23 protein-coding genes are annotated in these 25,007 nt (G+C 66.3%); 12 read left to right on the forward strand and 11 right to left on the reverse strand.

Annotation, left to right across the window (positions count from 1 at the left end; genetic code table 11):
- Positions 1-24: 24 nt before the first annotated feature.
- The 4 genes from LOC57_RS11965 to LOC57_RS11980 form a co-directional block, all read right to left on the reverse strand.
- Positions 25-1,242: an NRAMP family divalent metal transporter gene (locus LOC57_RS11965; RefSeq protein WP_229959944.1), complete on the reverse strand. Its 1,218-nt coding sequence runs from the start codon at positions 1,240-1,242 to the stop codon at positions 25-27.
- Positions 1,243-1,376: 134 nt separating this feature from the next.
- Positions 1,377-2,642, reverse strand: a complete 1,266-nt coding sequence (locus LOC57_RS11970; protein WP_229959947.1) for an NRAMP family divalent metal transporter — start codon at positions 2,640-2,642, stop codon at positions 1,377-1,379.
- Between the two features lie 69 nt (positions 2,643-2,711).
- Positions 2,712-3,581 (reverse strand): MBL fold metallo-hydrolase, encoded by an 870-nt coding sequence (locus LOC57_RS11975; RefSeq protein ID WP_229959949.1) that lies wholly within the window; start codon positions 3,579-3,581, stop codon positions 2,712-2,714.
- Positions 3,582-3,653: 72 nt separating this feature from the next.
- Entirely contained in the window at positions 3,654-4,064 is a 411-nt protein-coding gene (locus LOC57_RS11980) for a hypothetical protein (protein WP_229959951.1), read from the reverse strand.
- A 201-nt stretch (positions 4,065-4,265) separates the two neighbouring features.
- Between LOC57_RS11980 and LOC57_RS11985 the strand changes: the two genes are divergently transcribed.
- The 4 genes from LOC57_RS11985 to LOC57_RS12000 are packed head-to-tail and all read left to right on the forward strand — an operon-like array spanning position 4,266 to position 6,077.
- Positions 4,266-4,643 carry an ArsR/SmtB family transcription factor gene (locus tag LOC57_RS11985; RefSeq protein WP_229960080.1) on the forward strand — a complete coding sequence of 126 codons (378 nt, stop codon included), beginning with the start codon at positions 4,266-4,268 and terminating at the stop codon, positions 4,641-4,643.
- Positions 4,640-5,146, forward strand: a complete 507-nt coding sequence (locus LOC57_RS11990; RefSeq protein ID WP_229959953.1) for an SRPBCC family protein — start codon at positions 4,640-4,642, stop codon at positions 5,144-5,146. The genes LOC57_RS11985 and LOC57_RS11990 overlap by 4 nt, the downstream gene beginning before the upstream one ends.
- A complete protein-coding gene (locus LOC57_RS11995; RefSeq protein ID WP_229959955.1) occupies positions 5,146-5,637 on the forward strand; it encodes an SRPBCC family protein in 492 nt (163 codons plus the stop codon). Before LOC57_RS11990 ends, LOC57_RS11995 begins: the two co-directional genes overlap by 1 nt.
- A gap of 2 nt (positions 5,638-5,639) precedes the next feature.
- Positions 5,640-6,077, forward strand: a complete 438-nt coding sequence (locus LOC57_RS12000) for a VOC family protein (RefSeq protein ID WP_229959957.1) — start codon at positions 5,640-5,642, stop codon at positions 6,075-6,077.
- A 51-nt stretch (positions 6,078-6,128) separates the two neighbouring features.
- Here LOC57_RS12000 and LOC57_RS12005 read toward each other — a convergent pair whose 3' ends face one another.
- On the reverse strand, positions 6,129-7,004 hold the full coding sequence (locus LOC57_RS12005; protein ID WP_229959959.1) for a DUF4352 domain-containing protein: 876 nt from the start codon (positions 7,002-7,004) through the stop codon (positions 6,129-6,131).
- Positions 7,005-7,325: 321 nt separating this feature from the next.
- On the opposite strand from LOC57_RS12005, the gene LOC57_RS12010 reads away from it, so the two are divergent.
- Positions 7,326-8,711, forward strand: a complete 1,386-nt coding sequence (locus LOC57_RS12010; RefSeq protein WP_229960082.1) for an amino acid permease — start codon at positions 7,326-7,328, stop codon at positions 8,709-8,711.
- Positions 8,712-8,740: 29 nt separating this feature from the next.
- Here LOC57_RS12010 and LOC57_RS12015 read toward each other — a convergent pair whose 3' ends face one another.
- Both LOC57_RS12015 and LOC57_RS12020 read right to left on the reverse strand, forming a co-directional pair.
- Entirely contained in the window at positions 8,741-9,106 is a 366-nt protein-coding gene (locus LOC57_RS12015; RefSeq protein ID WP_227913447.1) for a hypothetical protein, read from the reverse strand.
- A gap of 13 nt (positions 9,107-9,119) precedes the next feature.
- Entirely contained in the window at positions 9,120-9,404 is a 285-nt protein-coding gene (locus LOC57_RS12020; RefSeq protein ID WP_227913448.1) for a hypothetical protein, read from the reverse strand.
- A gap of 139 nt (positions 9,405-9,543) precedes the next feature.
- Here LOC57_RS12020 and gluQRS point away from each other — a divergent pair, with 139 nt between their 5' ends.
- Positions 9,544-10,464 carry a tRNA glutamyl-Q(34) synthetase GluQRS gene (gluQRS, locus tag LOC57_RS12025; protein WP_229959961.1) on the forward strand — a complete coding sequence of 307 codons (921 nt, stop codon included), beginning with the start codon at positions 9,544-9,546 and terminating at the stop codon, positions 10,462-10,464.
- Positions 10,465-10,499: 35 nt separating this feature from the next.
- Positions 10,500-12,284 (forward strand): glycoside hydrolase family 15 protein, encoded by a 1,785-nt coding sequence (locus LOC57_RS12030; RefSeq protein ID WP_229959963.1) that lies wholly within the window; start codon positions 10,500-10,502, stop codon positions 12,282-12,284.
- A gap of 187 nt (positions 12,285-12,471) precedes the next feature.
- Here LOC57_RS12030 and LOC57_RS12035 read toward each other — a convergent pair whose 3' ends face one another.
- Positions 12,472-13,476, reverse strand: coding sequence for a GmrSD restriction endonuclease domain-containing protein (locus LOC57_RS12035; RefSeq protein WP_229959965.1), 1,005 nt, complete (start codon positions 13,474-13,476; stop codon positions 12,472-12,474).
- Positions 13,477-13,757: 281 nt separating this feature from the next.
- Here LOC57_RS12035 and ppk2 point away from each other — a divergent pair, with 281 nt between their 5' ends.
- The gene (gene ppk2 / locus LOC57_RS12040; RefSeq protein WP_229960084.1) at positions 13,758-14,720 is read left to right on the forward strand and encodes a polyphosphate kinase 2; all 963 of its coding nucleotides are present in this window, start codon (positions 13,758-13,760) and stop codon (positions 14,718-14,720) included.
- A 9-nt stretch (positions 14,721-14,729) separates the two neighbouring features.
- Here the strand turns inward: ppk2 and LOC57_RS12045 are convergent, their stop codons facing one another.
- Entirely contained in the window at positions 14,730-15,593 is an 864-nt protein-coding gene (locus tag LOC57_RS12045; protein WP_227913452.1) for an NmrA/HSCARG family protein, read from the reverse strand.
- Positions 15,594-15,850: 257 nt separating this feature from the next.
- Between LOC57_RS12045 and LOC57_RS12050 the strand changes: the two genes are divergently transcribed.
- Positions 15,851-16,636, forward strand: a complete 786-nt coding sequence (locus LOC57_RS12050; RefSeq protein ID WP_229959967.1) for an alpha/beta fold hydrolase — start codon at positions 15,851-15,853, stop codon at positions 16,634-16,636.
- 3 nt (positions 16,637-16,639) lie between these two features.
- Here the strand turns inward: LOC57_RS12050 and LOC57_RS12055 are convergent, their stop codons facing one another.
- Positions 16,640-17,218, reverse strand: a complete 579-nt coding sequence (locus tag LOC57_RS12055) for a GNAT family N-acetyltransferase (RefSeq protein ID WP_229959969.1) — start codon at positions 17,216-17,218, stop codon at positions 16,640-16,642.
- A 132-nt stretch (positions 17,219-17,350) separates the two neighbouring features.
- Here LOC57_RS12055 and LOC57_RS12060 point away from each other — a divergent pair, with 132 nt between their 5' ends.
- Both LOC57_RS12060 and LOC57_RS12065 read left to right on the forward strand, forming a co-directional pair.
- A complete protein-coding gene (locus LOC57_RS12060) occupies positions 17,351-18,787 on the forward strand; it encodes a DUF2252 domain-containing protein (RefSeq protein WP_229959971.1) in 1,437 nt (478 codons plus the stop codon).
- A 123-nt stretch (positions 18,788-18,910) separates the two neighbouring features.
- Complete coding sequence (locus tag LOC57_RS12065; RefSeq protein ID WP_229960086.1) at positions 18,911-19,786, forward strand: sulfite exporter TauE/SafE family protein; 876 nt, start codon at positions 18,911-18,913, stop codon at positions 19,784-19,786.
- A gap of 22 nt (positions 19,787-19,808) precedes the next feature.
- On the opposite strand, the gene LOC57_RS12070 is transcribed toward LOC57_RS12065, so the two are convergent.
- Complete coding sequence (locus tag LOC57_RS12070; RefSeq protein ID WP_229959973.1) at positions 19,809-21,503, reverse strand: hypothetical protein; 1,695 nt, start codon at positions 21,501-21,503, stop codon at positions 19,809-19,811.
- A 149-nt stretch (positions 21,504-21,652) separates the two neighbouring features.
- Here LOC57_RS12070 and LOC57_RS12075 point away from each other — a divergent pair, with 149 nt between their 5' ends.
- Complete coding sequence (locus LOC57_RS12075; protein ID WP_229959975.1) at positions 21,653-24,967, forward strand: DEAD/DEAH box helicase; 3,315 nt, start codon at positions 21,653-21,655, stop codon at positions 24,965-24,967.
- The last annotated feature ends 40 nt before the right edge of the window (positions 24,968-25,007 follow it).

Consider the following 25,007-nt stretch of genomic DNA (forward strand, 5'->3'; position numbering starts at 1 on the left):
GTCGGCTGTCCTTTCCGGAGTTGGTTACTGCCAGAGCTTGGCGAGGCCGGACAGGGAATTCCAGCCCAGGAACAGCGTCAGCGCCCAGGCCAGCACACCGATGATCAGCAGCCACTTGGGGTATACGTATCCCTGCAGCAGGTCACGGCGCCGCCATGCTGCCCACAGCAGGATGCCGAAGCCCAGCGGGAGGATCAACCCGTTGAACGCGCCGGCGAAGACCAGCAGGGTCTGCGGGGCCTGGCCCAGCAGGAGGTAGACGGCGGTGCAGAAGGCGATGAAGCCAACCGTAATCCAGCTGCGCGTGCGGTCCTTGGTTTCCGGCGTCGTCACGAAGGACACCGAGGTGTAGGCCGCGCCGATCACTGAGGTCAGGGCCGCGGCCCAGAAGACAATGCCGAACATCCGCAGCCCGATTTCCCCGGCGGCATGCCGGAAGGCGTCGGCGGCGAGGTTGTCGCCGGCCAGAGTGACTCCGCCGGCGACGACGCCCAGGATGGCCAGGAACAGCAGTGCACGCATGATGCCGGTGACAATGATGCCCAGCAGCGAGACCTTGGTGATGTCCTTCACGTAGCCGGGGCCGGTGGTGCCGGAGTCGAGCAGCCGGTGCGCGCCGGCGTAGGTGATGTACCCGCCCACGGTTCCGCCGATCAGGGTGGTGATGGTCAGGAAGTCCACCTGCGCGGGCATTACGGTGTTCTTCAATGCCTCCCCCACCGGCGGTGCGGCGCTGACGGCTACGTAGAGCATCAGCAGGATCATCACCGCGCCCAGGGCCACAACAATCCGGTCCAGGGCGAGGCCTGCCTTTTTGGACAGGAAAATGAAAATGGCGACGGCGGCGGAAATGGCGCCGCCGATTTTGGTGTCCAGCCCCAGCATGGCGTTCAGGCCCAGGCCGGTGCCGGCGATGTTGCCGATGTTGAACACCAGTCCGCCGATGAAGACGAGCCCGGCAAGGACCCAGCCGGCGCCGGGAAGGACCTTGTTGCCCAGGGTCTGGGCGCGCAGGCCGGAAACCCCGATAATCCGCCAGACATTCAGCTGGACGGCTATGTCCACCAGGATTGAAACGAGGATGGCGAAGGCAAAGGCTGCGCCGAGCTGGACGGTGAAGACCGTGGTCTGGGTTATGAATCCTGGTCCGATGGCACTGGTGGCCATCAGGAACATGGCACCGAGCAGTGCGGTGCGCTTGGCGTTGGGCCGGACCTTTGCCTTAGTGGCCGTGCTGTCCATGCTGGTTCCGATCGCTGGAAGGTGTGGGGTGGGCCACAAGGGCTTCCAGCAGTCTAAAGGTTGTTCAACAATCCGCAAGCGTTTTGTTGAACGATCCGGGGATTGTTAACACCGGGGTTACACGTCGGTTGCGCCTAGGCCCAAAGGTCGATCAGCCCCGCGAGCGAGTTCCAGCCCAGATACAGGGTCAGCAGCCAGGCCAGCACCCCGGCAATCAGCAGCCAGCGAGGGTACCGGTAGCCGGCAAGCAGATCGCTGCGCCGCCAAGCAGCCCACAGCAGGATGGCGACGCCCAGCGGCAGGATGAGCCCGTTGAAGGCCCCGGCAAACACCAGGAGCGTCTGCGGTGGTTGTCCGGCGAGCAGGTAGGCGGCCGTGCAGACAGCGATGAAGGCTACCGTGAGCAGGTTCCGTGTCCGGGTGCTGGTGGTGAGCTTGGTGATGAAGGAAACCGAGGTATAGGACGCACCAATGACCGAGGTCAGCGCCGCGGCCCAGAACACGACGCCAAACAGCCGGATCCCGATCTCGCCGGCCGCCACCCGGAAGGCGTCCGCAGCGAGGTTGCTGCCGGTCAGCACTGCACCGCCGGCCACCACGCCCAGGACGGCAAGGAACAGCAGCACGCGCATCACGCCGGTGACGATCACGCCCAGCAGTGCGGCGCGGGTGATGGGGCGGATGTTCTCCAGCCCCGAGTTGCCCGAGTCCACCATGCGGTGCGCCCCGGCGTAGGTGATATAGCCGCCCACCGTGCCGCCGATCAGGGTCGTGATCGCCAGGAAATCCACGGTGTCCGGCAGCACCGTGTTCTTCAGGGCGCTGCCCACCGGTGGTCCGGCGATGACGGCCACGTAGAGCATTAGTGCGATCATCACCGCGCCGAGGACCACCACCACCCGGTCCAGCGCCAGGCCTGCCCGTTTGGACAGGAAAATGAGGATGGCCAGCACGGCCGAGATCGCCGCTCCAATCCGGGGTTCCAGCCCCAGCATGGCGTTCAGGCCCAGCCCCGTCCCGGCCACGTTGCCGATGTTGAACACAAGTCCGCCGACAAACACCAGGGCGGCCAGTACCCAGCCGGCCCCCGGCAGGACCTTGTTCCCCAGCACCTGGGCCCGCAGGCCGGAAATGCCGATGATTCGCCACACGTTCAGCTGGACGCAAATGTCCACCAGGATCGAGACCAGGATGGCGAAGGCGAACGCCGCACCCAGCTGGACCGTAAAGACCGTGGTCTGCGTGATGAAGCCCGGGCCGATGGCACTGGTGGCCATAAGGAACATGGCCCCCAGGATGGCGGCCCGCTTCGGGTCCGCCGGTTTCCGCCCCCGCTTACCCCCGGAGCGTGCCGACGCTCCCGCGGCTGGCGGATCATTGGGGGTAACCTGCTCATCCATGGCCTGTCCGTTCCACGGGGGTGCGTTTCCGCCGCCAGTGTACGGCGGCCGGTTGAAGGGCAGGAAGAGCTATTCCGCCCCGGGCACCGCAGTGCCGGAATGTTCCACCCGTCCGTAGGTCGGCTCGCCCGCAAGGCCGCCCTTCCGGCCAGGAAGCAGCACCGGCCGGGGTGCCTTGACCGACGTCGCCCGTTGCCGCCAGGCGGTATTCGCCGCCTCGCGGATGCCGGTCCGGACGGCGGGACCGTGTCCAGGCAGGAGCAGGCAGGCATCCAGTTTCGAAAGGATCGCGAGCGCACTGTCTACCCGCGCGCCGTCGTGGTGGAACATGGGGTGCAGCAGCTGGGGACCGTTCCAGGCACTGATCGCGTGGCCGGTGACCAGTGCGTCGCCGGTGATCACGGCCTTGGCCCGGGACAGGTAAAAGGCGGTGTGCCCGGGTGTGTGTCCCGGCGTCGGGACCGCGACCGGAGAGCCGGGCAGACCCGCCAGCAGCGCATCGTCCCAGGCCGCCGCCGACGGCGCGGGGTGTCCTGCCGCTCCCCCCGACCGCAGCACGTGCACCGCCCAGCGGAAAACCCGGGGCTGCCAGGCCCGCCGCACTATCTGCAGCGGAGTCACGGAGAATTTCTCCTCGCCGCGCAGGTGGTTTAGTTCGCCGGAACTGCAGAGCACCGGGGTGCCGTAGTGCTGGGCGAAATGTGCTGCGGCGCCGGTGTGGTCAACGTGGGCGTGGGTGATGAGGACGGCGACGGCGTCGTCCGGCGCCAGGCCCGCTTCCCGGATGGAGGCCAGGACCAGTGGCAGGTCGCCGCGGTAGCCGCCGTCCACCAGGGTGAACCGCTTAGCCTCCCGCAGGATGATCCAGTTCGACGCCGGTCCCTGCACAAAGAAGATTCCTGCAGCCGGTTCGGTGAGGGTGTATCCGGCTCGTTTCACGGTTCTCTCCTCTCCGGCATGCGCCACCACCCTAACCCGGGTGCTGCGCTCGCGACTCTCATGCTGCCGGAATCAGGCCATCATGGGGTTGGAAAACGCCAGGATCACCCACAATCCAAAAACGGTCATGAAAAGAAGGCCACCCAGCCAATCTGCACCCTTGCGGTGGAACCAAAGGAAGAGAACCCAGGAGACAACTAAGGCAACCGGCCAGGCCAGCGCCGCGGTTAGCAAGAGCCAGACCGGCCCGTTGGCTGCCTCCGAGTAATCAGTGGCAACGAAAAACATGAACAGGGCCGGAACGGCCGCGAGGAGATACAGCAGGTTGCCCACGATTAGCAGGCCCTTCATCCCTGCGTCCACCGGAATGCCGGAGCCTGGACGGACTGCGGGATCATCGCTGCCCCGCAGGCGCTTTTGATCAGCCCTGGCGACCGATGTCCCCGATCCGCTCGTTTCTTCGTGCCCGCTTGGATAATCCATGCCCCACCCCCGTGACGTTTCCAGCAGGACCGTGCGCCCGCGCGGCCCACACTACCTGCCGGCCCATGTCCTTCAACGTTTTTCGCCAAAGCTCTTGATTGCTGTCCGGCCCGCGCGTAGCTTCGTAATCAACCGCAAGGTTGAACAACCGGCACCTTGATTACCAGCACCACTACGGACACACAGAAGCTGACCGAACGCATGGACCCACTTGGCGATGACACCTCATCGGAGAACCTGGACCAGGCTTTCCTGGCCCTGGCAGACCCGGTCCGGCGGCACATCATTGCCCGGCTTTCCAAGGGGCCGGCAACGGTCAATGAACTGGCGGAACCCTTCGAGATCTCCAAGCAGGCGGTTTCGAAGCACATCCAGGTCCTCGAGCATGCCAAGCTCGTCACGCGTAGCCGTGACGCGCAGCGCCGGCCCGTCCACCTGAACCCCGCACGGTTGGAGGCGCTCACCGCCTGGATCGGCCAGTACCGGCTGGTCCGCGAGGAGCAGTTCCGCAGCCTTGATGCCGTGCTTCGCGCACAGGCCGCAGCGACAGGCGGCCCGCAGGCAAAGGATCCCCCATGACCAACGCACTGCAGCTCACCGTCCCCGACGGCGTTCCGTTCATCGATTTCAGCCGCGAAGTGGACTATCCCGTAGACCAGGTCTTCCGGGCCTATGCGGAGCCGGACCTGCTGGTCCAGTGGCTGGGACCGCGCGGAATGAAAATGGACATCAACCACTACGACTTCCGTACCGGCGGCTCCTACAGCTACATCCACACCGGCCCGGACGGGGTGCCCTACGAATTCCGGGGCATCTTCCACACCGTGCGGGAGAACGAAGCCGCCATCCAGACCTTCGAGTTCTCCGGCTATCCGGACATCACCAGCCTGGAATTCATGACGCTTGAGGCGCTCGACGGCGACCGGACCCGGATCACGGCACATTCCGTCTATCCCTCCATGGAGGCACGGGACGGGATGGCCGCTTCCGGCATGGAAGCCGGAGTTGCGGAAGGCTTTGACCGGATGGACGAGCTCCTGGCCCAGCTGCAGCCGGAGGCGCTGCAGGGAAGGGGCGCATGATGAGCAACCCGTTGACGCTGAACGCGCCCGCCGGCGAGCCCGTTATGGATTTTTCCCGTGAGTTCGATTTCCCGGTAGGCACCGTCTTTAACGCCCATATCGATCCCGAGCTGTTTGCCCAGTGGATCGGACCGAAGGACGTGGCCACGCGCATTGACCAGTTCGAACCGCGCACCGGCGGCGCGTACCGCTTTGTGCACTCGAGGGGCGAGGACGAGTACGCCTTCCGCGGCGTCTTCCACACGGTGCGCCAGGACGAGTTTGTGCTGCAGACCTTCGAGTTTGAGAGCACTCCGGAGGTGGTGACGCTTGAATACAGTACTTTCACGGCGCTGCCCGATGGCCGGTGCCGGCTCACCGGACGCTCGCTCTATCCGTCGGTGGAAGCCCGCGACGGCTTCCTGGACAACGGCATGGAAGATGGCATGTCTGACGGTTATGACCAACTGGATGCCCTGCTCTCATCCGTCGGAATCGGAAGGCAGGCATAACCATGGACTGGACTCTTGAGTTGGTGGTTGTCCCGGTCAGTGACCAGGACCGGGCAATAGCGTTTTACCGCGACCAACTGGGCTTTAACCTGGACCACCAGACTTCAAACGACCAGATGAACTTCGCGCAGCTGACTCCGCCCGGCTCCGGCTGCTCGATCCTCGTGGGCGACGGTGCAGCCGGCCAGGGCATGGTTCCCGGGTCCCTCCGCGGCCTGCAACTGGTGGTCCCGGATGCACAGCTGGCCCGCCAGGAACTGCTGGACCGCGGCGTCGACGCGAGCGAGGTCACCGTCTTCGACGAGCGCGACGGCGGGACCTTCTTCGGCTTCGCGGATCCGGACGGCAACTCCTGGACCGTGCAGGAAATGAAGGTCCGTGCGGGCTCCCCGCTGATTCCGCCGGGGGCACGCATCAGCTACGGCTCTGAGCAGCAGTGAGCGCTGGTCTGAACGGCAGGGCTTCCCCAACCGGGAAGCCCTGCCGTTCGCCTACTGCGCCTTCCAGTACGCGCGGTCGTTGTCGCTGAGCGTGAACGTCGGCTGGACGAAGATCTTGGCATCCGACAGCGCTTCGGCCGGGACATCCATGCAGATCTGGAAGGTGCCGGCGCCGCCCTTTTCCAGGGTGGGAACGTTGTAGGCCGGGTTGGGCAGGGTTGCCATGCAGGTGGTGGAATCGTACTGCCGGGCATCGGACCCAATGAATTTGGTGGACAGGTCAATCCACGGGTTGCCCTCACTGTCCCCGGAGTATTCCACGGCCAGGTCCACCAGCACGTACTGGCCTGCAGGAGCTTCGTTGTACTCGTTAGCTGCCATGATCGCGTCAACTGCGTTGGTGTTGACTCCGGTCACGGTGACACTGTAGTCACCCACCGTGGCTGCCGTGCCGATGGCCAGCGCGTCTGTTGCTGCGGCTTCCTGCTCCTCGTCGGAGGTGTCGACGACGCCGTCGGCCCCGTCTTCGATGGACTCGGCGACGTCGTCCAGCACCCGGCCGTAGTAGGCCTGGGTTGCCAGCACGCCCACCAGGGACAGCACCACAAGGATCAATGCGGCAATGGACATGCCCTTGGCGCGGGAACGGTTCTTGACGGCGATGACCAGGGCGGGGATGGCGAAGCCCAGCCCGATCAGGCCCAAGACAAAGACCAGGTTGTTCACGAACGGCACCCAGCACAGCAGCAGGGAAACGATCCCGATGACCAGGGCGGTGATCGCCAGGCCCTTGCCAGCTTCTGGGTTGGTGGGCTTGCCGGGCCCGGGAGCGCCGAATCCGGGGCCTCCGAATCCGGGGCCGGGTGCGCCCTGCCCGGGAGCCGGCTGCCCCGCCGGCGGGTTAGGTGTATATGCGGTGTTCTCCATGGTTTTCTCCCCATTTTTGCGAGTACGTACTGAGCGCGGTTTGACCCGCGCCAGGGTCCGATTTCGTTCCCGCGCAAAACGTATCTTCCGGCACTGACATTTCTGCCCGAGGGGTTATCCCCGCTGCCCGGACGGGGGGCCATCGGCGCTGAACACCGCACCCGCCCTCGCCAGCCTCGAAAATGGACGTGCCGGCGGCGGGCGTACCATGGATAGGCCGACTATTCGGCTGATCCCCCCAATCTCCAAGGTGCGTTTTCTTTGAAGTCCTCCTTTACCCAGGCCTTGGCCCGCGGGCTGAATGTCCGGCACATCCGCTTCATGGCGCTTGGTTCGGCCATCGGCACCGGCCTGTTCTACGGTTCGGCGTCCGCCATCCAGTCGGCCGGCCCGGCCGTGCTGCTGGCGTACATGATCGGCGGGGCGGCTGTGTTCTTGGTCATGCGCGCCCTGGGCGAGATGGCCGTCAGGCATCCGGTGTCCGGCTCCTTCGGCCACTACGCCAGCCGCTACCTGGGCCCGTTCGCCGGGTTCATCACCGGGTGGACGTTCGCCTTTGAAATGGCCATTGTCGCCATTGCAGATGTGACCGCGTTCGGCATTTACATGGGCTTCTGGTTCGAGGACGTGCCGCGGTGGATCTGGATCCTCGCGGTGGTGCTGCTGATCGCGGCACTGAATCTGATGCGGGTGAAGGTTTTCGGGGAAACCGAGTTCTGGCTATCCATCGTCAAGGTGGCGGCCATCATCGCGATGATTGTGGGCGGCGCGGCCATTGTGGTGTTCGGCTTCGGCCTGCCCGACGGCGCGAACCCGGGCTTTGAGACCATGCTCGGCTCGGGCGGGTTCTTCGCGAACGGATTCTGGGGCCTGCTGGCATCCTTCTCCATTGTGATGTTCGCCTTCGGCGGCATTGAAACCATCGGCATCACCGCCGGCGAGGCGGATAACCCCAAGAAGGCCATCCCCGCCGCAGTGAACACCGTGCCGGTGCGCATCCTGCTCTTCTATGTGTGCGCGCTGGGCATCCTGATGATGATCTTCCCCTGGCAGGACATCAACGGTGAAACCAGCCCGTTTGTGCAGATCTTCGACTCACTCGGCATCCCGGCCGCCGCGCACATCCTTAACGCCGTGGTGATCACGGCCGCAATCTCAGCCATCAACTCCGACATCTTCGGTGCCGGCCGCGTCCTTTACGGCCTCGCACAGGAGGGCCAGGCGCCGTCGTCGTTCGCCAAAATCTCCCGGAACGGCGTGCCGTGGATGACCGTGGCCACCATGGCCGTGGTGCTGCTGGCCGGTGTGGTGCTCAACGCGCTGCTGCCCGAGTCGCTGTTCACCATCATCGCCTCGATCGCCACGTTCGCCACCGTGTGGGTGTGGCTGATGATCCTGCTCTCGCACATCGCGATGAAGCGGGACATCAACCGCCGGAGCCTGCCCGCCTCGGAATTCGGGGTGCCGTTCTGGCCGGTTGCTTCCTACGCCGCACTGGCCTTTATGGCCTTCATTGTGGTGCTGCTGGGCATCATCCCGGAGACCCGGGTGGCCCTTATTGTGGGCGCCGCCTGGATTGTGCTGCTGTTCGCTGCCTACCGGCTGTGGGTGCGCGGCGACGGGCTCAAGCGCGCCGAACTCGCGGATGAGACCGGGGTGCCCACGTCCACCACCCAGACCGAGGGCGCACTCACGGACCGGGCGTAGACCGGGCGTAACCGGCTCCGGGTTCAGCCCTACCCCCAGTGGATGGCGGTGGCGATGGCCGACGCGAGCAGACCCGCCACGGCGAGAATCCCGCCGATCATCCGGTTGGGCAGGTCCAGCCAGGAGGGCCGGTTGGTCAGGAACGTGTAGAGCCCGGTGCACAGGGCGATCAGGCCCGCCGAACCCAGCAGGCCGGTAAAGCCGGTTGCCACGCCCTGGGCAATGATGAGCAGCAGCATGATCACCCCCACCACCACGATGGTCCAGCGGGAGCCGCCCGACGTCGTCGTTCGCTTTCCACCCGATGAGCTGCGTCCCGCGTAAGTCATGGCATCAATCCCTACCGGGGCCGCCGTCCCGCCCAGCACGGGAGCGGCGGTAGCCTCGTCGCCCAAAACCGTACTCCGGCTAACCCGGGAGAACTCTGGGTGTCCCGTGTGAATCCCGGCCAGTGCCCGCGGGCAACCGGACCGTGCGGAACAGCGCCAGCCGCAGCGGCCCGAGCCGCAGCGTGAAAACCGGCCAGTCGATCTTGGGCCGCATGATCCCTTCCTGCCCTGTTCCTTCCTGTACCCGGGCCGGCCCCAGCTGCGCCCGTTCCCGGGCCGCCCGCCGGAAGCCGTGCCAGCGCTCCATTTCCCGGGTCCGCTGCCGGTGTTCAGCTAAGGCAAGTTCCACTTCCATGAGTCCCATACCCGCCACGCTAGGCAGCCGCGAAGGTCCTTTCCATGCCCTTGCGGACACCCCCGGTCCGGAATCACAAGCCCTCCGGTACGGTGTCCGGAAGCGCCCGGAACCACGGACCGCCCGCGCGGCTTTATAGACTGAGAGGGTGCCTACTTCCGACGCCGCCGGCCGCTTCGCCCCCAGCCCCACCGGGGAACTGCATGTAGGCAACCTGCGCACAGCCCTGCTGGCCTGGCTCTTCGCCCGCAGCACCGGCCGCCGGTTCCTGTTGCGGATGGAGGACCTGGACCGGGTCCGCTCCGGTGCCGAAGCAGCGCAGCTGCGTGACCTCGCCGCCGTCGGGCTGGACTGGGACGGGGACATCATCCGGCAGTCCGAACGGCTGGAGTTGTACCTGGAGGCAATCGCGGAACTGCGGGCAGACGGCCTGGTCTACGAGTGCTTCTGCACCCGCCGCGAAGTAGCCGAGGCCGCCTCCGCCCCGCACGCCCCGCCCGGCGCCTACCCCGGCACCTGCCGGCACCTCACAGAGGAACAACGCGCGGTACGACGGCGGGAGCGGCCCGCTGCGCTGCGCCTGCGCGCCCAGGTTCCCGAGTTCACCGTGACCGATGAGCTGCACGGCAACTACACCTCGGCCGTGGATGACCTGGTGCTGCTGCGCAACGACGGTGTGCCCTCCTACAACCTTGCCGTGGTGCTCGATGATGCGCTGCAGGGCATCGATCAGGTGGTGCGCGGTGATGACCTGCTCAGCTCTGCGCCCCGGCAGGCGTACCTCGGCTCGTTGCTCGGCCTGCCCCCGGTGCGTTACGCCCATGTGCCGCTGGCCCTGAATACCGCCGGGCAGCGGCTGGCCAAGCGCGACGGCGCCGTGACCCTTCCCGATTTGGCCGCCGCCGGCATGGACGAGGACGCCGCCCGTGAACTGATCCTGGCCTCCCTGGGCCTGCCCGGAAACCTCCAGGCGGCACTGGCCGAGTTCAACCCGGCGAGCCTGCCCAGGGAACCCTGGATCTTCACCGCCGGGCCCAACGCCGGACCCACCGCCCGGCTGAATCCCTAGCCGTCCCCCACCACCCAACCAGCAAGGAGCAGCACATGAGCATGTCCCACCCGGACCGCACGGACGGCTACGTGGACCTGCGCTCCTACGGGGCAATCGGCGACGGACGGACCGTGGCCCTGGTGGCCCTGGACGGTTCCATCGACTGGTACCCCACCCCCGATCTGGACTCCACACCCGCCTTCGCCCGCCTCCTGGACGCGGAAAACGGCGGGCAGATTGAGCTGCGTCCAGTGGCGGACTTCACCGTGGAGCGCGCCTACGTGGCGGGCACCAACGTCCTGGCCACCACCTTCACCACCGGCACCGGCAGCGTGCGGGTCACCGACTCACTGAACACCGGCGTGGCCGGCCGGCTGCCGTGGGGTGAGCTGGCGCGGCGGATCGAGGGACTCGACGGCGAAGTCCAAATGCGCTGGGCCGTCACCCCGGGCAGCAGCTTCAACACCGCCTCCCCCTGGGTGCAGCAGACGGTGCACGGCCCGGTGCTGCAGGTGCAGGGCACCACCATTGCCGTCCGCGGCCGGGACATCGGCACGGAAGAAACGTCCGAGCGGGACATCAGCGGCACCTTCACCGCCCGGGCCGGCTCACCCCACCTGCTGGCCGTGATTTCCACCCACGACGAACCCCTGCCGCTGCCGGACCCGGACACCATCGACGGCGGCGTGGACCGCACCATCGCCAACTGGCAGGACTGGTCCAGGGAGTTCCAGTACGAGGGCCGCTGGAGCGACGCGGTGGAACGCAGTGCCCTTGCCCTCAAACTGCTCCTGCACAGCCCCACCGGCGCGATTGCCGCTGCTGCCACCACGTCCCTGCCGGAGAACGTGCACGGCGGCAAAAACTGGGACTACCGGTACGCCTGGGTGCGGGACACGGCCTACACCCTGCACGCCATGATCCGCTTCGGGCTGCGCGAGGAAGTACACGCGGCGGTGTCCGGGATGCTCAAAAGCGTGCGGGAACAGGGCTCGGACCTGAAGGTGTTTACCCGGCTCAACGGCAGCCGTGCCGAGGACGCCGAGGTGCTGGATATGCCCGGCTGGCGCGGCATCGGACCGGTGGTCAACGGGAACGACGCCGCCGCTCAGCTGCAGATGGGCGTTTTCGGGGACTTGTTCAACATTGTCCAGATGTACGTGGACGCCGGGCATGTGCTGGACACCGGCACCGGCCGTTATCTGGCGGACCTCGCGGACCTGGCCTGCGACGTCTGGCAGCGGCGCGATTCCGGAATGTGGGAGCTGGATGAGGAGCGGCATTACACCACCTCCAAGCTGGGCTGCTGGCACGCGCTGAGCTGCGCTTCGCATCTGGCGGATCTGGGCCAGATTCCGGGTAACCCGGAACGCTGGCGGGCCGAGATGGAGCGGATCCGGAACTGGGTGGATGCCAACTGCTGGTCCGAGGAACGCGGCAGCTACGTCTGGTACCCCGGCACCGACCAGCTGGATGCCTCCATCCTGCTGCACGCCATCAGCGGTTTTGACCGGGGCGAGCGGATGTCCTCCACCCTGGATGCGCTGCGCGGTGAACTGGGCCGCGGGCCCCTGCTGTACAGGTTCAGCGGAGCCGAGAAGGAAGAGGGCACCTTTGTGGCCTGCGCCTTCTGGATGGCTGCGGCCCTGGACTGCGTCGGCCGCCGGGAGGAAGCCGCCACCCTGATGGATGAGCTGGTGCCGCTGGCCAACGATGTGGGCCTGTACACCGAGATGATCGCCGAAGAAGACTCCGCCTTCCTGGGCAACTTCCCTCAGGGCCTGTCCCATCTGGCCCTGATCACGGCTGCCCTGACGCTGGGCGAAGAAAGGGACTAGCGAAGGACCCCGCCCGGGCTTAGTGGGGCACCTTCTGTACAGCTGATGCGGCCACACGGAGAGGCCGTTGCACCTTCTGTACAGCTGATGCGGCCACACGGAGAGGCCGTTGCACCTTCTGTACAGCTGATGCGGTTCACAGGCCCGCCAGGCCGCATTGCCTGTACAGGAGGCGGGCCGCCCGGAGTCAGGACTCACAGCCCACGCCGTCGCCGTCGCGGTCGAACTTCGGGTCCCAGCCGGCGTCGCCCACCCGGATGGGTGCCGCCCCTGCCGCCTTGACCGCCGCGCAGTTGGCGTACCCGGTGCCGGGCCCTGCCGCCGGCGCAACTGGTGCCGGCGCTGCGGGAGCGGCGGCCTCGTCTGCGGCCGGACCAGCCCCAGCTCCGGTGGACACCGCAGCGGTACCGGCCCGCACCGGCACCGGCTCCTCCGGGCAGCTGGACAGGACGGTGGCGATGGCATCGTGCTCGGCCTGGGTCATCCACAGCCGGTATTCGGCTTTGACCGCAGTCTGGCGGGCCACGTATTCGCAGCGGAAGGCGTTGTTGGCGGGCAGCCAGGTGGCGGCGTCGCCGTCGGACTTGGCGCCGTTGGCCGGGCCGTCTGCCGCCATCAGGTTCAGCGGATCGTTGGCCAGCATCCGGCGCTCCTCGGCGGAAAGCTGCTGGGCGCCCTTCTGCCAGGCATCGGACAACGCCACCACATGGTCAATCTGCACCGCGGTGCTGGTGGTGTTGCCGCGGACAAAGCTGATGGTGGTGCCGGTGTACGGATCCTGGAACGTGCCCGACGCGACCACGCATTCCTGCGTACCGTCCTTGTAAACCACGTCCACCAGGTCGCGGGCAAGGATGTCGTTGCGGGTATCGCAGCCGTTGTGGTCCACGTCTGCCCAGGCCGGGCCGAACTGCTCGCGGTCATACCCGGTCTTCGGGGCGCGGCCCTTGATCGGAATTGATGTCAGCTGTTCCAGCGCTGTTCCGGCGGCAACCACGGAATCGGATGCGGCGGGCGGCGCGGCGGGCTCCGCAGGGGCCGGGACGCCGGAAGCGGTGTCAGTGGCCGTGGCAGTTGCTGCCGACGGCGAGGCACCTGGACCGGCATCCGCGGCTGGGGTGCAGCCGGCGGCGCCGAGCAGGACCGCGGGCAGGGCAAGAAGGGACAGGACTTTGGTGCGTAGTGAAGTCATCGCCCTCCATTATCGGCGCCGGCCTCCCGGCATCGGCTCAGGCGCGCCGCGTGCCGAACCGCGCCGGAGCCGCGCCGAACTGCGCAGGAGCCGCGCTGCGGGGTGCCGGAACCCTCTTCCAATATGCCCGCGGGTGCGCGTAGTTTCGGAAGGACCGAACCCGTAGGGCAGAGGTCACCCACAGGGCACATGTCATGGGAGATGTCGTGGCAACCAACAAGAACGGCACCAAAGAAGTTAAGGAACTGGCCGAGCAGCTGGCCGAACGGGATGGCCGCAGCTTGGGCGCGGCCGAGGGCAACGGCCAGCGGGTGGCCGTCACGGAGGACTACGCCCAGGAACTGGACGAGCTCCAGGAGCTGAACAGCAAGGCCAAGAAGGTCAAGATCAAGGTTGATGAGAACGCCTGGCGGCAGAACTACCCCTACGACACCAAGCTCAGCCGGCGGACCTATGACCGGCAGAAGCGGCTGTTGCAGATAGAGCTTTTGAAAATGCAGCTTTGGGTCAAAGAGAGCGGGCAGAAAATGCTCCTCATCTTTGAAGGGCGCGACGCCGCCGGGAAGGGCGGCGCGATCAAACGGTTCAATGAACACATGAATCCCCGCGGCGCCCGCGTGGTGGCCCTGGAAAAGCCCACTTCCGAAGAAGTCACTCAGTGGTACTTCCAGCGGTATGTCCGCACCCTGCCCAGCGGCGGGGAGATAGTGATGATGGACCGCTCCTGGTACAACCGCGCCGGGGTGGAACGCGTGATGGGTTACTGCACGCCGGCGCAGTATCTGGAGTTCATGCGCGAAGTCCCCGAACTGGAACGCATGCTGGTCAATTCCGGCACACTGCTGCACAAACTGTGGTTTTCGGTGGGCCGGGCCGAGCAGGTTGCCCGGTTCGCTGCCCGGGAAACCGACCCCGTGAAACAGTGGAAGCTCTCCCCCACCGACCTGGCGAGCCTGGACAAGTGGGACGCCTACACGCAGGCCAAGGAAGCCATGTTCTTTTACACCGACACCGGAGACGCCCCGTGGACGGTGATCAAGTCGAATGACAAAAAGCGTGCCCGGCTGGAGGCCATGCGCCATGTGCTGAACACGGTGGATTATCCGAACAAGGACAAGACCGTGGCGCATGCTCCGGATGCGCTCATAGTGGGTCGCGCCTCCAGCCACTTCGAGGAGGACGAGGAGCCGCACGGCAGCTTCCCGGTGGTCCGGCCGCAGGGCAACGCCGCAGCCGGAGCCTGACCCGGCCCGCTAGGGACGCACCGCGTTGGACACCAGCCAGCTGTCCAGGTCCAGGGCACCGCGGGCAAGGGTGTTGGTGGCTTCGAAGTCCCCCTGGTAGGCCGGCAACTGCCCGAACCAGCGGAACATTGCCTGCGAGTCTGCTTGTCCCGCCAGGGTTTCCAATGGCAGGGCCTCATAACGGCCAGGCATTCCGGCAGCGGCACCCAAGACGCTGGCGATTTCGGTGCCGGTCAGTTCATCCCCGGCAACCCCCACCGCACCGCCGGGAATGTCCGCCGGATCCAGCAGTGCCGCCGCCGCAACCCGGCCGACGTCGCGTACCGCCACCATCTGCAGCGGGATCCCGTCCGGCAACGGCATCCGCAGGACGGTTTCGGCGTCCTCGACGGCAGCGAGGTAGGGCAGGTTCTCCATAAAAAAGACCGGCCGGACCACAGTGAGGCCAATCGGCAGCCCTTGCAGGTACTGCTCGGCGTCGTATTTGCTGTCGAAATGCGGGACACCGCTGTTCCGCTCGGCACCGTCTACTGAACTGAAGACCAGGCGCCCGACGCCGGCCTCCACAGCGGCGTCGCCGAGCGCCTTGGCCATGGGCGCTTCCCCGGCCGGACCGTCCGGGGTATTCATGGTGGTCATGAACCAGAGCGCGTCCAGCCCGTCCATCGCCGGGCCGAGTGTCTCCGGCCGGTCGAGGTCCGCGAGGACCACTTCGGCGCCGCGGGCCGCCAGGTCCCCGGCCTGTTCAGACTCCGGCCGCCGCACCAGGGCCCGCACCCGGACACCCTGCTCCAACAGGGCCTGCGCAGTGGCGGACCCCTGCTTGCCGGTGGCGGCGAAAACGCCGTACAGCTCAGAATTGTCAGTGGACATTGGAACGGCTCCTTTTTCGAGCTGGGTTTGTTCCGGTCACGCTATGGCTGCGGCCGTAAATACTCAATGGTTTACGCCGCCCGCTGAGTGGGAACAAACGGGTGGCTACCGGCAGGTTATGGAGGGCGATTTCCGGCGGCGATCCGGAGACCGCCCGCGCTGCCATGGACCAGATTATGCGCCGCACCATGGAGGAAGCGGGCAGTGTATGGACGGACGAACCGCGGGATTTTCCGCCACTGCCCTAGGATGATCCGGTGATAGCACATGAGGTTGGACAGGGCAGGCCGCTGGTACTGGTGCACGGGTTCGAGCTGGACCACCGCAGCATGCTGCCCCTCGAAGCCTCGCTGGCCGGCAGCTCGTGGCGGCGTATCTACCTAGACCTGCCGTGGACCGAACAGGCGGTTCCGGGATCTGCCGCCAGTGCCCAGGACGTGGCCGACGGCGTCGTAAATGAACTTCGGCACCGCCTGGGAGAGGAGCCGTTCGCGATCATCGGGCATTCATTCGGCGGCATGATCGCCCGCCATGCGGCGCACACGATGCGCAGCCAGGTGCTCGGGCTGGCCACTCTGGGGGCGGTGTTCACGGCCGACCACAGCAAGCGGGTGCTCCCGGCACGCGCCGTTATCCGTGCAGATGTTCCAGAGCATGCAGTCGACGACGATTTCCGGGACGTAGCGGTGATCCAGACTCCGGGCACCCTTGCCGCCTTCAACGAGTTTGTCCTTCCCGGCCTTCGCGGGACGAATCAGCAGATGACGGAGCGGATTGCCGCGGACTACGCGCTGCGCCGGGAACCGGAGGCTGCGTATCCGGAACCGTTCGAGGCGCCGTCGCTGCATATCTTCGGGCGGCAGGACCACGTGACCGGGTATGAGGACGGTCTGGCGCTGCGGGACCACTATGTGCGCGGCACGTTCGCAGTGCTCGACGCCGCGGGGCATCACGTGTACATGGAGCGTCCCGCAGTGGTTGCGGCGCTCGTGGACGACTGGCTGGCCAGCATCCCTGCGCCGTCGCCCGCTCTCCTCCGCTAGCCGCTACCCGGCGGCGGATGCCCGGTATTCCTGCTCCAGCATGCCCAGCAGCACCTGGTCGTGGAACGCTCCGCGGTGGAACACGGCAGCACGGCGGCGGCCCTCTTCGATAAACCCCAGTGATGTGTAGAGGTGCAGCGCCCGCTCGTTATAGGACCAGGTCTGCAGTTCCGCCTTATGCGCTCCCATTTCCTCGAACACAATCCGCAGGCCCAGCTGCATCGCTTCCCGGCCCATCCCCTGGTTCTGGAATTCCGGACCGATGATGATCGCCATGGTGGCAATCCGCTCGGGAACGGAGATGCCCCAGACGCTGATGTGCCCCACCAGCCGTTCGGCGGGGTTCACGATGCTGTAGCCGAACCCCGAGGGTGAATCGTTTTTGCTCCAGGTCCGGAACATGGCCGCCGCCGACTCCTCCGGCCGTGCGGCCACCCGGTTCTGCTGCAGGACGGACTGGGAGGGGTCATTCCACCACTCGGCCAGATGCGGCAGGTCCGGCTCGCGCAGCTCGCGGAAGCGGACCCGTTCGCCCGCGAGCAGTGCGGCGGACCAATTCTGCAGATCACTGATGTTGTTCACGCGGCGATACTATCCCGGGCAGCAGAGGTTGCGGCGCACCGGTGCTGGTCGGGGAAGACAGCGGACGGGTAACCTGACCCCGCAGGACCTGACCGATGGGCGCAGCGAACCGCTGCAGAGAGGTCGCCGACCATGGAAAGCACCCAAACCCAGCGTCCAACCGTCGCGGAACGTGCGGCAGCAGGCAAGGACCACCGAAGGACGGTCCCCGTCTCAACGCATCAGGGGTGGGGTCCCGCTTCCGGCCGCCCGGACCCCGTGGCGCTCATCGAAGCACAAAACCGCACCCGTGACCCCGATCTGGTGCCGGTGCGGCACGGCCGGATGCTCGCCTCGCCGTTCACCTTCTACCGCGGCGCGGCCAAGGTCATGGCCACCGATCTCAAGGACATGCCGCGCGCGGGCCTGACAGTCCAGTTGTGCGGGGACGCGCACCTGTCCAACTTCGGAGTCTTCGCCTCCCCCGAGCGGGCGTTGGTGTTCGACCTGAACGACTTCGACGAGACACTTCCGGGGCCGTTCGAGTATGACGTCCTGCGGATGGCCGCGAGTTTCACCATCGCAGCCCAAAACAACGGGTTCTCCGCAGAAGACACCCGCACGGTGACCCGTGCAGCGGTCCGGTCCTACCGGGAAGCAATGCGGGACTTCGCCCAAATGGACACGATGGATATCTGGTACGCGCACCTTGCTGAAAAGGACATTTTGGAAACGATCCGGCAGGCGGCGGGTGCCGGCAAGGGCAAGGCGGATAAGAAGGCCGCCAAACACGCCCGAAAGACGGCGGAAGAGACCATCCGGAAGGCACGGTCCCGGGACAGCCTGCAGGCACAGTCGAAGCTGGCTGAAGAGGTGGACGGGACGTACCGGATTCTCAGCCAGCCGCCGGTTATCGTTCCCCTTCGGGAGCTCCAAGTTTCCTGGGGTTTGACTGCGGAGGAAATGGAAACCGCCATCCGGGACCAGCTGCGGTCCTACCGGGCGAGTTTGCAGGAGGATCGGCGCCGGCTCCTCGAGCGCTTCGAGGTGGTCGACGTCGCCCGCAAGGCAGTGGGGGTGGGCAGCGTGGGCACGCGGGGCTTCATCGTCCTGCTGCAGGGCCGCGATTCGGGTGATCCACTGTTTCTCCAGGTCAAGGAAGCCACCCGGTCCGTCCTGGAAGACCATCTGCCCAAAAGCAAGTACCGGCAGCCCGGTGCCCGGGTGGTGCAGGGCCAGCGCATGATGCAGGCAGCCAGCGATATTTTCCTGGGCTGGACCCGGGGCGTGCAGGACAACCGCTACCTCTACTGGCGCCAACTGCGGGATATGAAGGGTTCGATAGTTGTCGAGGCGATGAAGCCTTTCGGCATGGAGCTTTACGCCCGCACCTGCGGCTGGACCCTGGCCCGGGCGCATGCCAGGTCCGGGGATCCCATCGCGATTGCCGCCTACCTGGGCAAAAGCGAAAAGTTCGACGACGCCGTCACCGATTTCTGCGCACGGTACGCCGCCCAAAACGAACAGGACTACTCCGCCTTCGCCTCCGCCGTGCAATCCGGGCGGCTCCGTGCGGTGGAAGGGGTTTAGCCGTGCCCGGGGAACACCGAACCGCCGGCTAAATCACATCTATCCTCCATAAGATCGCACGGCGTCCGGCCCGACGACGGCGGTTACTGTGCCTGCCGGGCCGCGCGTGGGAGCGTGGACTCCATGTTCGTGCTGGGAGCGGCGGTCGCCGTCGTGGTGGGAACCGTGGTGGGCCTGGTCGGTGCCGGCGGGGCCATCATCGCTGTTCCGGCACTGGTCTATCTGGTGGGCCTGCCGCCCGACGACGCCGTGCCCACCTCCCTGATTGTGGTGGGCCTGTCCTCGCTGGCCGGGCTGCTGCCGCGTCTGCACACCGGGATCAACTGGACCCTGGTGGCCGTACTCGGCATTGCAGGTTTTCCGGCGTCCTGGGCCGGTGCTGGGTTGAGCGAACGGCTGGACCCCGATGCGCTGATGCTGCTGTTTGCGGCCCTCATGGTGGTGGCGGGGATCAGGATGCTGCTGGCCGGGCGGAGGATTCCCGGTGCCCGGCCAGCCGCCGTGCCGGTCCGGGGTCCGCTGCTCCGCGGAGTGGCAGTGGGCCTGGCCGTCGGCTTCCTCACCGGCCTGCTCGGGGTAGGCGGCGGGTTCCTGCTCATTCCGGCGCTGCCCATGTTCTTGGGGGTTCCGCTGCAGCAGGCCGTGGGAACGTCGCTGGCGGTAATCACCATTAATTCCGCCTCGGGGTTTTCCGCGCATCTGGCCGGCCTGGGCATGGACTGGACGCTGACCTTGGCCTTCGCGGCAGTGGCGGTGGCAGCCTCACTGGCAGCAGCACGGCTGTCCCGCCGGCTGGATGACCGGTTGGTGAGCAGGATCTTCGCCGTGCTGGTCTTGCTCGTTGCCGCCTGGGTGACGGTCCAGAGCTTGCCCGCCGTCGTCGGGCAGGCTGCCCCGCCGGAGGCCGGAGCCTACGAAGGCCAGGTCCGGCTGGCGGCGCCGGCGGAGTTCACGGCCAATGTTTACGCCTTTGTTCAGGGCGCCCGTGCAGCCCGGTAACGCTGCCCTTCCGGCCCCTCCGTCAGCCCTCGCTGCGGCGCAGCGAGAGCATCACATTGCGCAGCTGCATTTCCTTCGCTGTGCCCACTTCCTCCGGATCCACGGTGCCGGTGAACCCTACCGCCCCCAGACCGCCGATCTCGGCGGCCGTGTACAAGGGACAAATGTTCGGATGCGGCAGCCGGTCCGTCACGGCAAGGCTCAATGCGCCGTTGTCCTGCCGTTGCGTTTCCAGGTACGCCGGTGCAGTCCCAACCCGCTTGGCGACCTTGTTCAGGTGCGGCAAAGCAGTGGTGACCTCGGGAACCGGTCCGCTGACAAAGTACGGGCAGGCCCCGCCCAATCCGGACATCCCCGTGATGATGCTCGCAGACTCGTCCCCTTCCGCGTCCTTCACAACATATGTGCTGCGCATGGGCCCCGGATCGCCGGGGCCCGGCGCGTACGCAATGCTCCACCCCTGGGGCAGATCCAGTGAGAACGGATCCCCCTCGGCGTCGTACTGCGTCCAGCCGGCAGGGAGCCCCGCCTCCCCGCCGGGGGCCGACGGCGACGGTGCGGTCACTGCCGGCAGCGGGCCCTCGGTGACCGTCAAGGGAATCACGGCAGTACGGGCGTCATAGCTCCCCACGGGATCGATGCCAAAACGCACCAAGACCCCCGCCTCGACAACACCGAGCACCTGCGCGCCGTGACCGCCCAACGCTTCCTTGCCGATCTCGGTACCCGTTTGGGCGTTGACTGCCAGCAACCCCACCGCAGGGTCATCAAATCCGAAAACATACGCACCTTGGAAACCTGCAGCGGTGGAGGGCAGTCCCGGCAGTACCCAGCTCAGCCGGCCTTCGGCGTCATACGCCTGCACTTCTCCGCTGCCGTCGGCGGCGGTAACGCGAAGCAGGACGTGGCCGGCGTCGGCCAGGAGGATCGCCGGTTCACGGCAGTCGGCGCTCAGGCAGTCGTTGAGCACTTTTTGGTACATGGGGCGGGGATCCACCAGGGCTCCACCGTCCGCGGCAGAGAGCCCGTGGGCAGCGGGCTGGTAGGTGGCATATTCGGAGAGGGAGTAGCTGTACCCCAGCAGTACGGATCCGCTGGCCGGAGAAGCTGTTCCGGTGCCCAGGTCAACAGCCTGCATACCTGCTTCAGTGGACACCAGGACGGCCGTGTCCGTGACCGTCAGGTCCAGCACCCGTCCGGTTTCGAGGGTCCACAGGGTGGCTCCATTGAAATCCGTGTGGAGCAGGGCATGGTGAACCCCGTCCCCATAGGCGAGCACAAAGCCCCGGTCGGTTGGTTCCACAGTCGCGATCCGGGCCTCGGCCGGCAGTCCCTGGAGCGGGGCAGGCGGGTTCTTATCCAAGGCCTGGGGGTCCCGGTACTGCTCAAACCCGTGGATTCCCCCAAAGAGGAGGGAATCAGCCCCACTGCCGTCCAGGCCGTAGCTGTAGCAAAGCACCCGGAGATTGACGGCCACGGCACACTGCTGGGTGTTTCCGGCGCCTGCCATGGTTCCGAGGTCCCCGCCGACGGCAGCGTCCACGCCGCCGAATTCCGCTTTTACCGGGCCGGTGGCGGGTTGTGGCGTGGACGAGGGTGTTGCCGCCGGAGCCTGGCTTGCCGGGTCCTCCGCTACATCTGCCGAGCAGGCGCTGGCCGCTACCACGACGGCGGCCGCAAGGAAGGCAAAGCGAAGGTTCTTGATTAGTCCAGCCACAACACTGTCCCCCGTCAGATGTTTTGCACGCAGATCACGCCATTGTGACCCGCGTTACCAATATCGTAGGCACGACACCCCGGAAGGCTCCAAACCGGCCTGCGGGGCCGGCCGCGCAAACCGTCGGTGCTGCGTGAGACGATAAAACCATGCCCGAAACCCTCCCGCTCGTCGACGTCACCGACGTCATCCGCGTGGTTGGCGGCTCGGCGTTCCAGCGCGGCCAGACCTACGCCAGGAGCGGCGCCGTGCAGGCCCTTGAATGGGATGCCCAGGGCGAAGTGCTGCGCGCGCAGGTACGCGGCACCGCAGCGGTTCCCTACCGGACCCTGCTGCAGCTCGGCGCCAAGCGCCAAGGGGATTACCGGCTGCTGGACAACCACTGCAGCTGCCCGCTGGGCTTTGACTGCAAGCATGTGGCGGCAGCAGCCCTGCAAAGCAATATGGACCACTTGCTGGCCCGGCAGGAACTATCCTCCCCGGCTCCGACCCCGTCCGTCCCGGCCTGGCAGCAGTCGCTGCAGACCCTCATTGACGCGGACCTGGCCGGAGCAGCACGGCCCGCCGAAACCACTCCGCTGGCACTGCAATTTGAACTGCGCAACGTAGTGGCGGCTGCTGATTCGCGCTGGGGTGCGCCGGCGCCGCGCAGCCGGCACCGGGCCACTCCCTTCCGCCTGGGGGTCCGGCCGGTGGTGCGCAATACCAAGGGCAACTGGGTCAAGAACAATCTGGCCTGGAGCAACATCAGCTATCAGACTTACGGCCTGCGGCTGGACCCGGACCAGCACCGCTGGTTCTCCCAGTTCCCGGCCCTGCACCGCTCCAACGGCGTGAGCTACTTCGGGCAGAACGACTCCTGGCTGTACCTGGACGACTTCGCCAATCCCCTGCTCTGGCAGCTTCTGGAGGAAGCTTCACGGCTGGGGATCCCGTTTGTGGGCAGCAAGAAAGACATGGACATCCGGGTGGGCAAACTGGCCGTACTGTCCCTGGACGTCCGTGCGGCCGGCGGCGATACACCGGCTCCGCTGCGGCTGCTGCCCACCCTGGAAATCGACGGCACTCCGGTTCCCCTGGAAGCCGCCGGCATTATCGGCAGCCACGGCATCTACGTCCGGTCCGCGCAGAACACCGTCACGCTGGCGCCCACCGCCAAAACCCTGACCGAACAGGACAAGGGCCTGCTCCTGCAGGGAGCTCCCGTCACGGTTCCCAAAGCCGACGCCCCGGTATTCCTGGAGAAGTTCTATCCGCGGCTGCGGCAGGTCCTGCCCGTCACCAGCAGCGATGAATCCGTCGAGTTTCCCGAAATATCTCCGCCGGTGCTGGTCCTGTCGGCGTCATTCGGCGCCGACGATGAACTGGTGCTGGGCTGGGAGTGGGAATACCGGCACGGCAGCACCGTGACCCGGCTGCCGCTCACCGGCAAAGCCGCAACGGCGGACGACGCCGACACCACCTACCGCGATATCCCCGCCGAGGGCGTGCTGCTGGCAGAAGCCGGCAGCACCATGTCCGCAGTGCCGCGGAACCGCACCCTGCGCGGCATCGAAGCCGCGGAATTCACCGAGCATGTCCTTCCCGACCTGGAAAAGATCGAGGGCCTGCGGGTGGACATCTTCGGCGAACGCCCGGACTACCGGGAACTGCTCGAAGCACCCAAGCTGAAAATCACCACCGTGGAAACTGAACGCCGGGACTGGTTCGACCTGTCCGTGATGGTCACCGTGGAAGGCCGGCTGGTGCCGTTCGCGGATATCTTCAAGGCCATCGCGCAGGGCAAAACCAAGCTCCTGCTGGTGGACCGCACCTACCTGTCCCTGGACCGCCCAGAGTTCGAGCACCTGCATGCCCTGATCAACGAGGCGCAGGGACTGCAGGAATGGGACACCGGGGAACTGGGGATCAGCCGCTACCAGGCCGGGCTGTGGGCGGAGCTGGAAGAGCTCGCGGAAGAAACCGAGGAAGCCGCAGCTTGGCGGGAATCGGTGTCCGCCCTGCTGGACCTGAAGAGCGTGGACCCGGTGCCGCTGCCGGCGGGTCTGCAGGCGGACCTGCGCCCGTACCAGCATGAAGGCTTCAACTGGCTCGCGTTCCTCTGGGACCACGGCCTGGGCGGCATCCTCGCCGACGACATGGGCCTGGGCAAGACCCTGCAGACCCTGGCCCTGCTGGCCCACGCCCGCGAAAAGCAATCCCGGGAGCAGCAGGACCGGCAGCCGGTCCGTCCGTTCCTGGTGGTTGCCCCCACCTCGGTGGTGCCCAACTGGGCATCCGAAGCGGCGCGGTTCACGCCGGGCCTGAAGGTAGTCACCGTGGGCGACACCACTGCCAAGTCCAAGGTGCCGCTGGCCGAGGTGGTGGCAGGCGCCGACGTCGTCATCACCTCCTATGCCGTGTTCCGGCTGGACTTCGCCGCCTATCGGAAGACCGAATGGGACGGGCTGATCCTGGATGAGGCGCAGTTCGTGAAGAACCGCGCAACCCGCGTGCACCAGTGTGCCCGGGACCTGGCGGCGCCGTTCAAGCTGGCCATCACCGGCACGCCCATGGAAAACAACCTGATGGAACTGTGGGGACTGTTCGCCATTGTGGCCCCGGGCCTGTTCCCGTCTGCGCGCAAGTTCGCGGACGAATACCAGCGGCCCATCGAGCGCGGTGACAGCCCCGACCTGCTGGCCCGGCTGCGCAGCCGGATCCGGCCGCTGCTGATGCGCCGTACCAAGGAAGCAGTCGCCAAGGACCTGCCAGAGAAGCAGGAACAGGTCCTTGAAGTGGAGCTGCACCCCAAACACCGGAAGATCTACGAGACGCATCTGCAGCGCGAACGCCAGAAACTCATGGGCCTGATCCAGGACATGGACCGGAACCGGATGATTGTTTTCCGGTCCCTGACCCTGCTGCGCATGCTCAGCCTGGATGCCTCCCTGGTGGAGGAGGAATACGAAGGCATCCCGTCAGCCAAACTGGATGTGCTGTTCGAGCAGCTCAACGACATTACCGCTGAAGGCCACCGTGCGCTGATCTTCAGCCAGTTCACCTCCTTCCTGAAGAAGGCAGCGGAACGGCTGGATGAGGCAGGCATTAAATACGCCTATCTGGACGGCTCCACCCGCAACCGTGCCGACTTGATTGCCTCCTTCAAGGAGGGCGAGGCACCTGTGTTCCTGATCAGCCTCAAGGCCGGCGGGTTCGGCCTGAACCTGACCGAGGCGGACTACGTTTTCCTGCTCGATCCCTGGTGGAATCCTGCAGCCGAGTCCCAGGCCGTGGACCGCACCCACCGGATCGGGCAGAAAAACAATGTCATGGTCTACCGGATGGTCGCCCGGGACACCATCGAGGAGAAGGTGATGGCGCTGAAGGAGCAGAAGGCGAAGCTGTTCACCTCGGTGATGGACGACGACGCCGTTTTCAGTTCAGCGCTCACAGCCGAGGACATCCGGGCTCTGCTGCAATAGGTGCTGCGGTCCCCGGCCGCCCCATGTCCTTCCCGGGACG

The sequence above is a fragment of the Arthrobacter sp. zg-Y750 genome, from assembly GCF_020907365.1.
Lineage (GTDB): Bacteria > Actinomycetota > Actinomycetes > Actinomycetales > Micrococcaceae > Arthrobacter_B.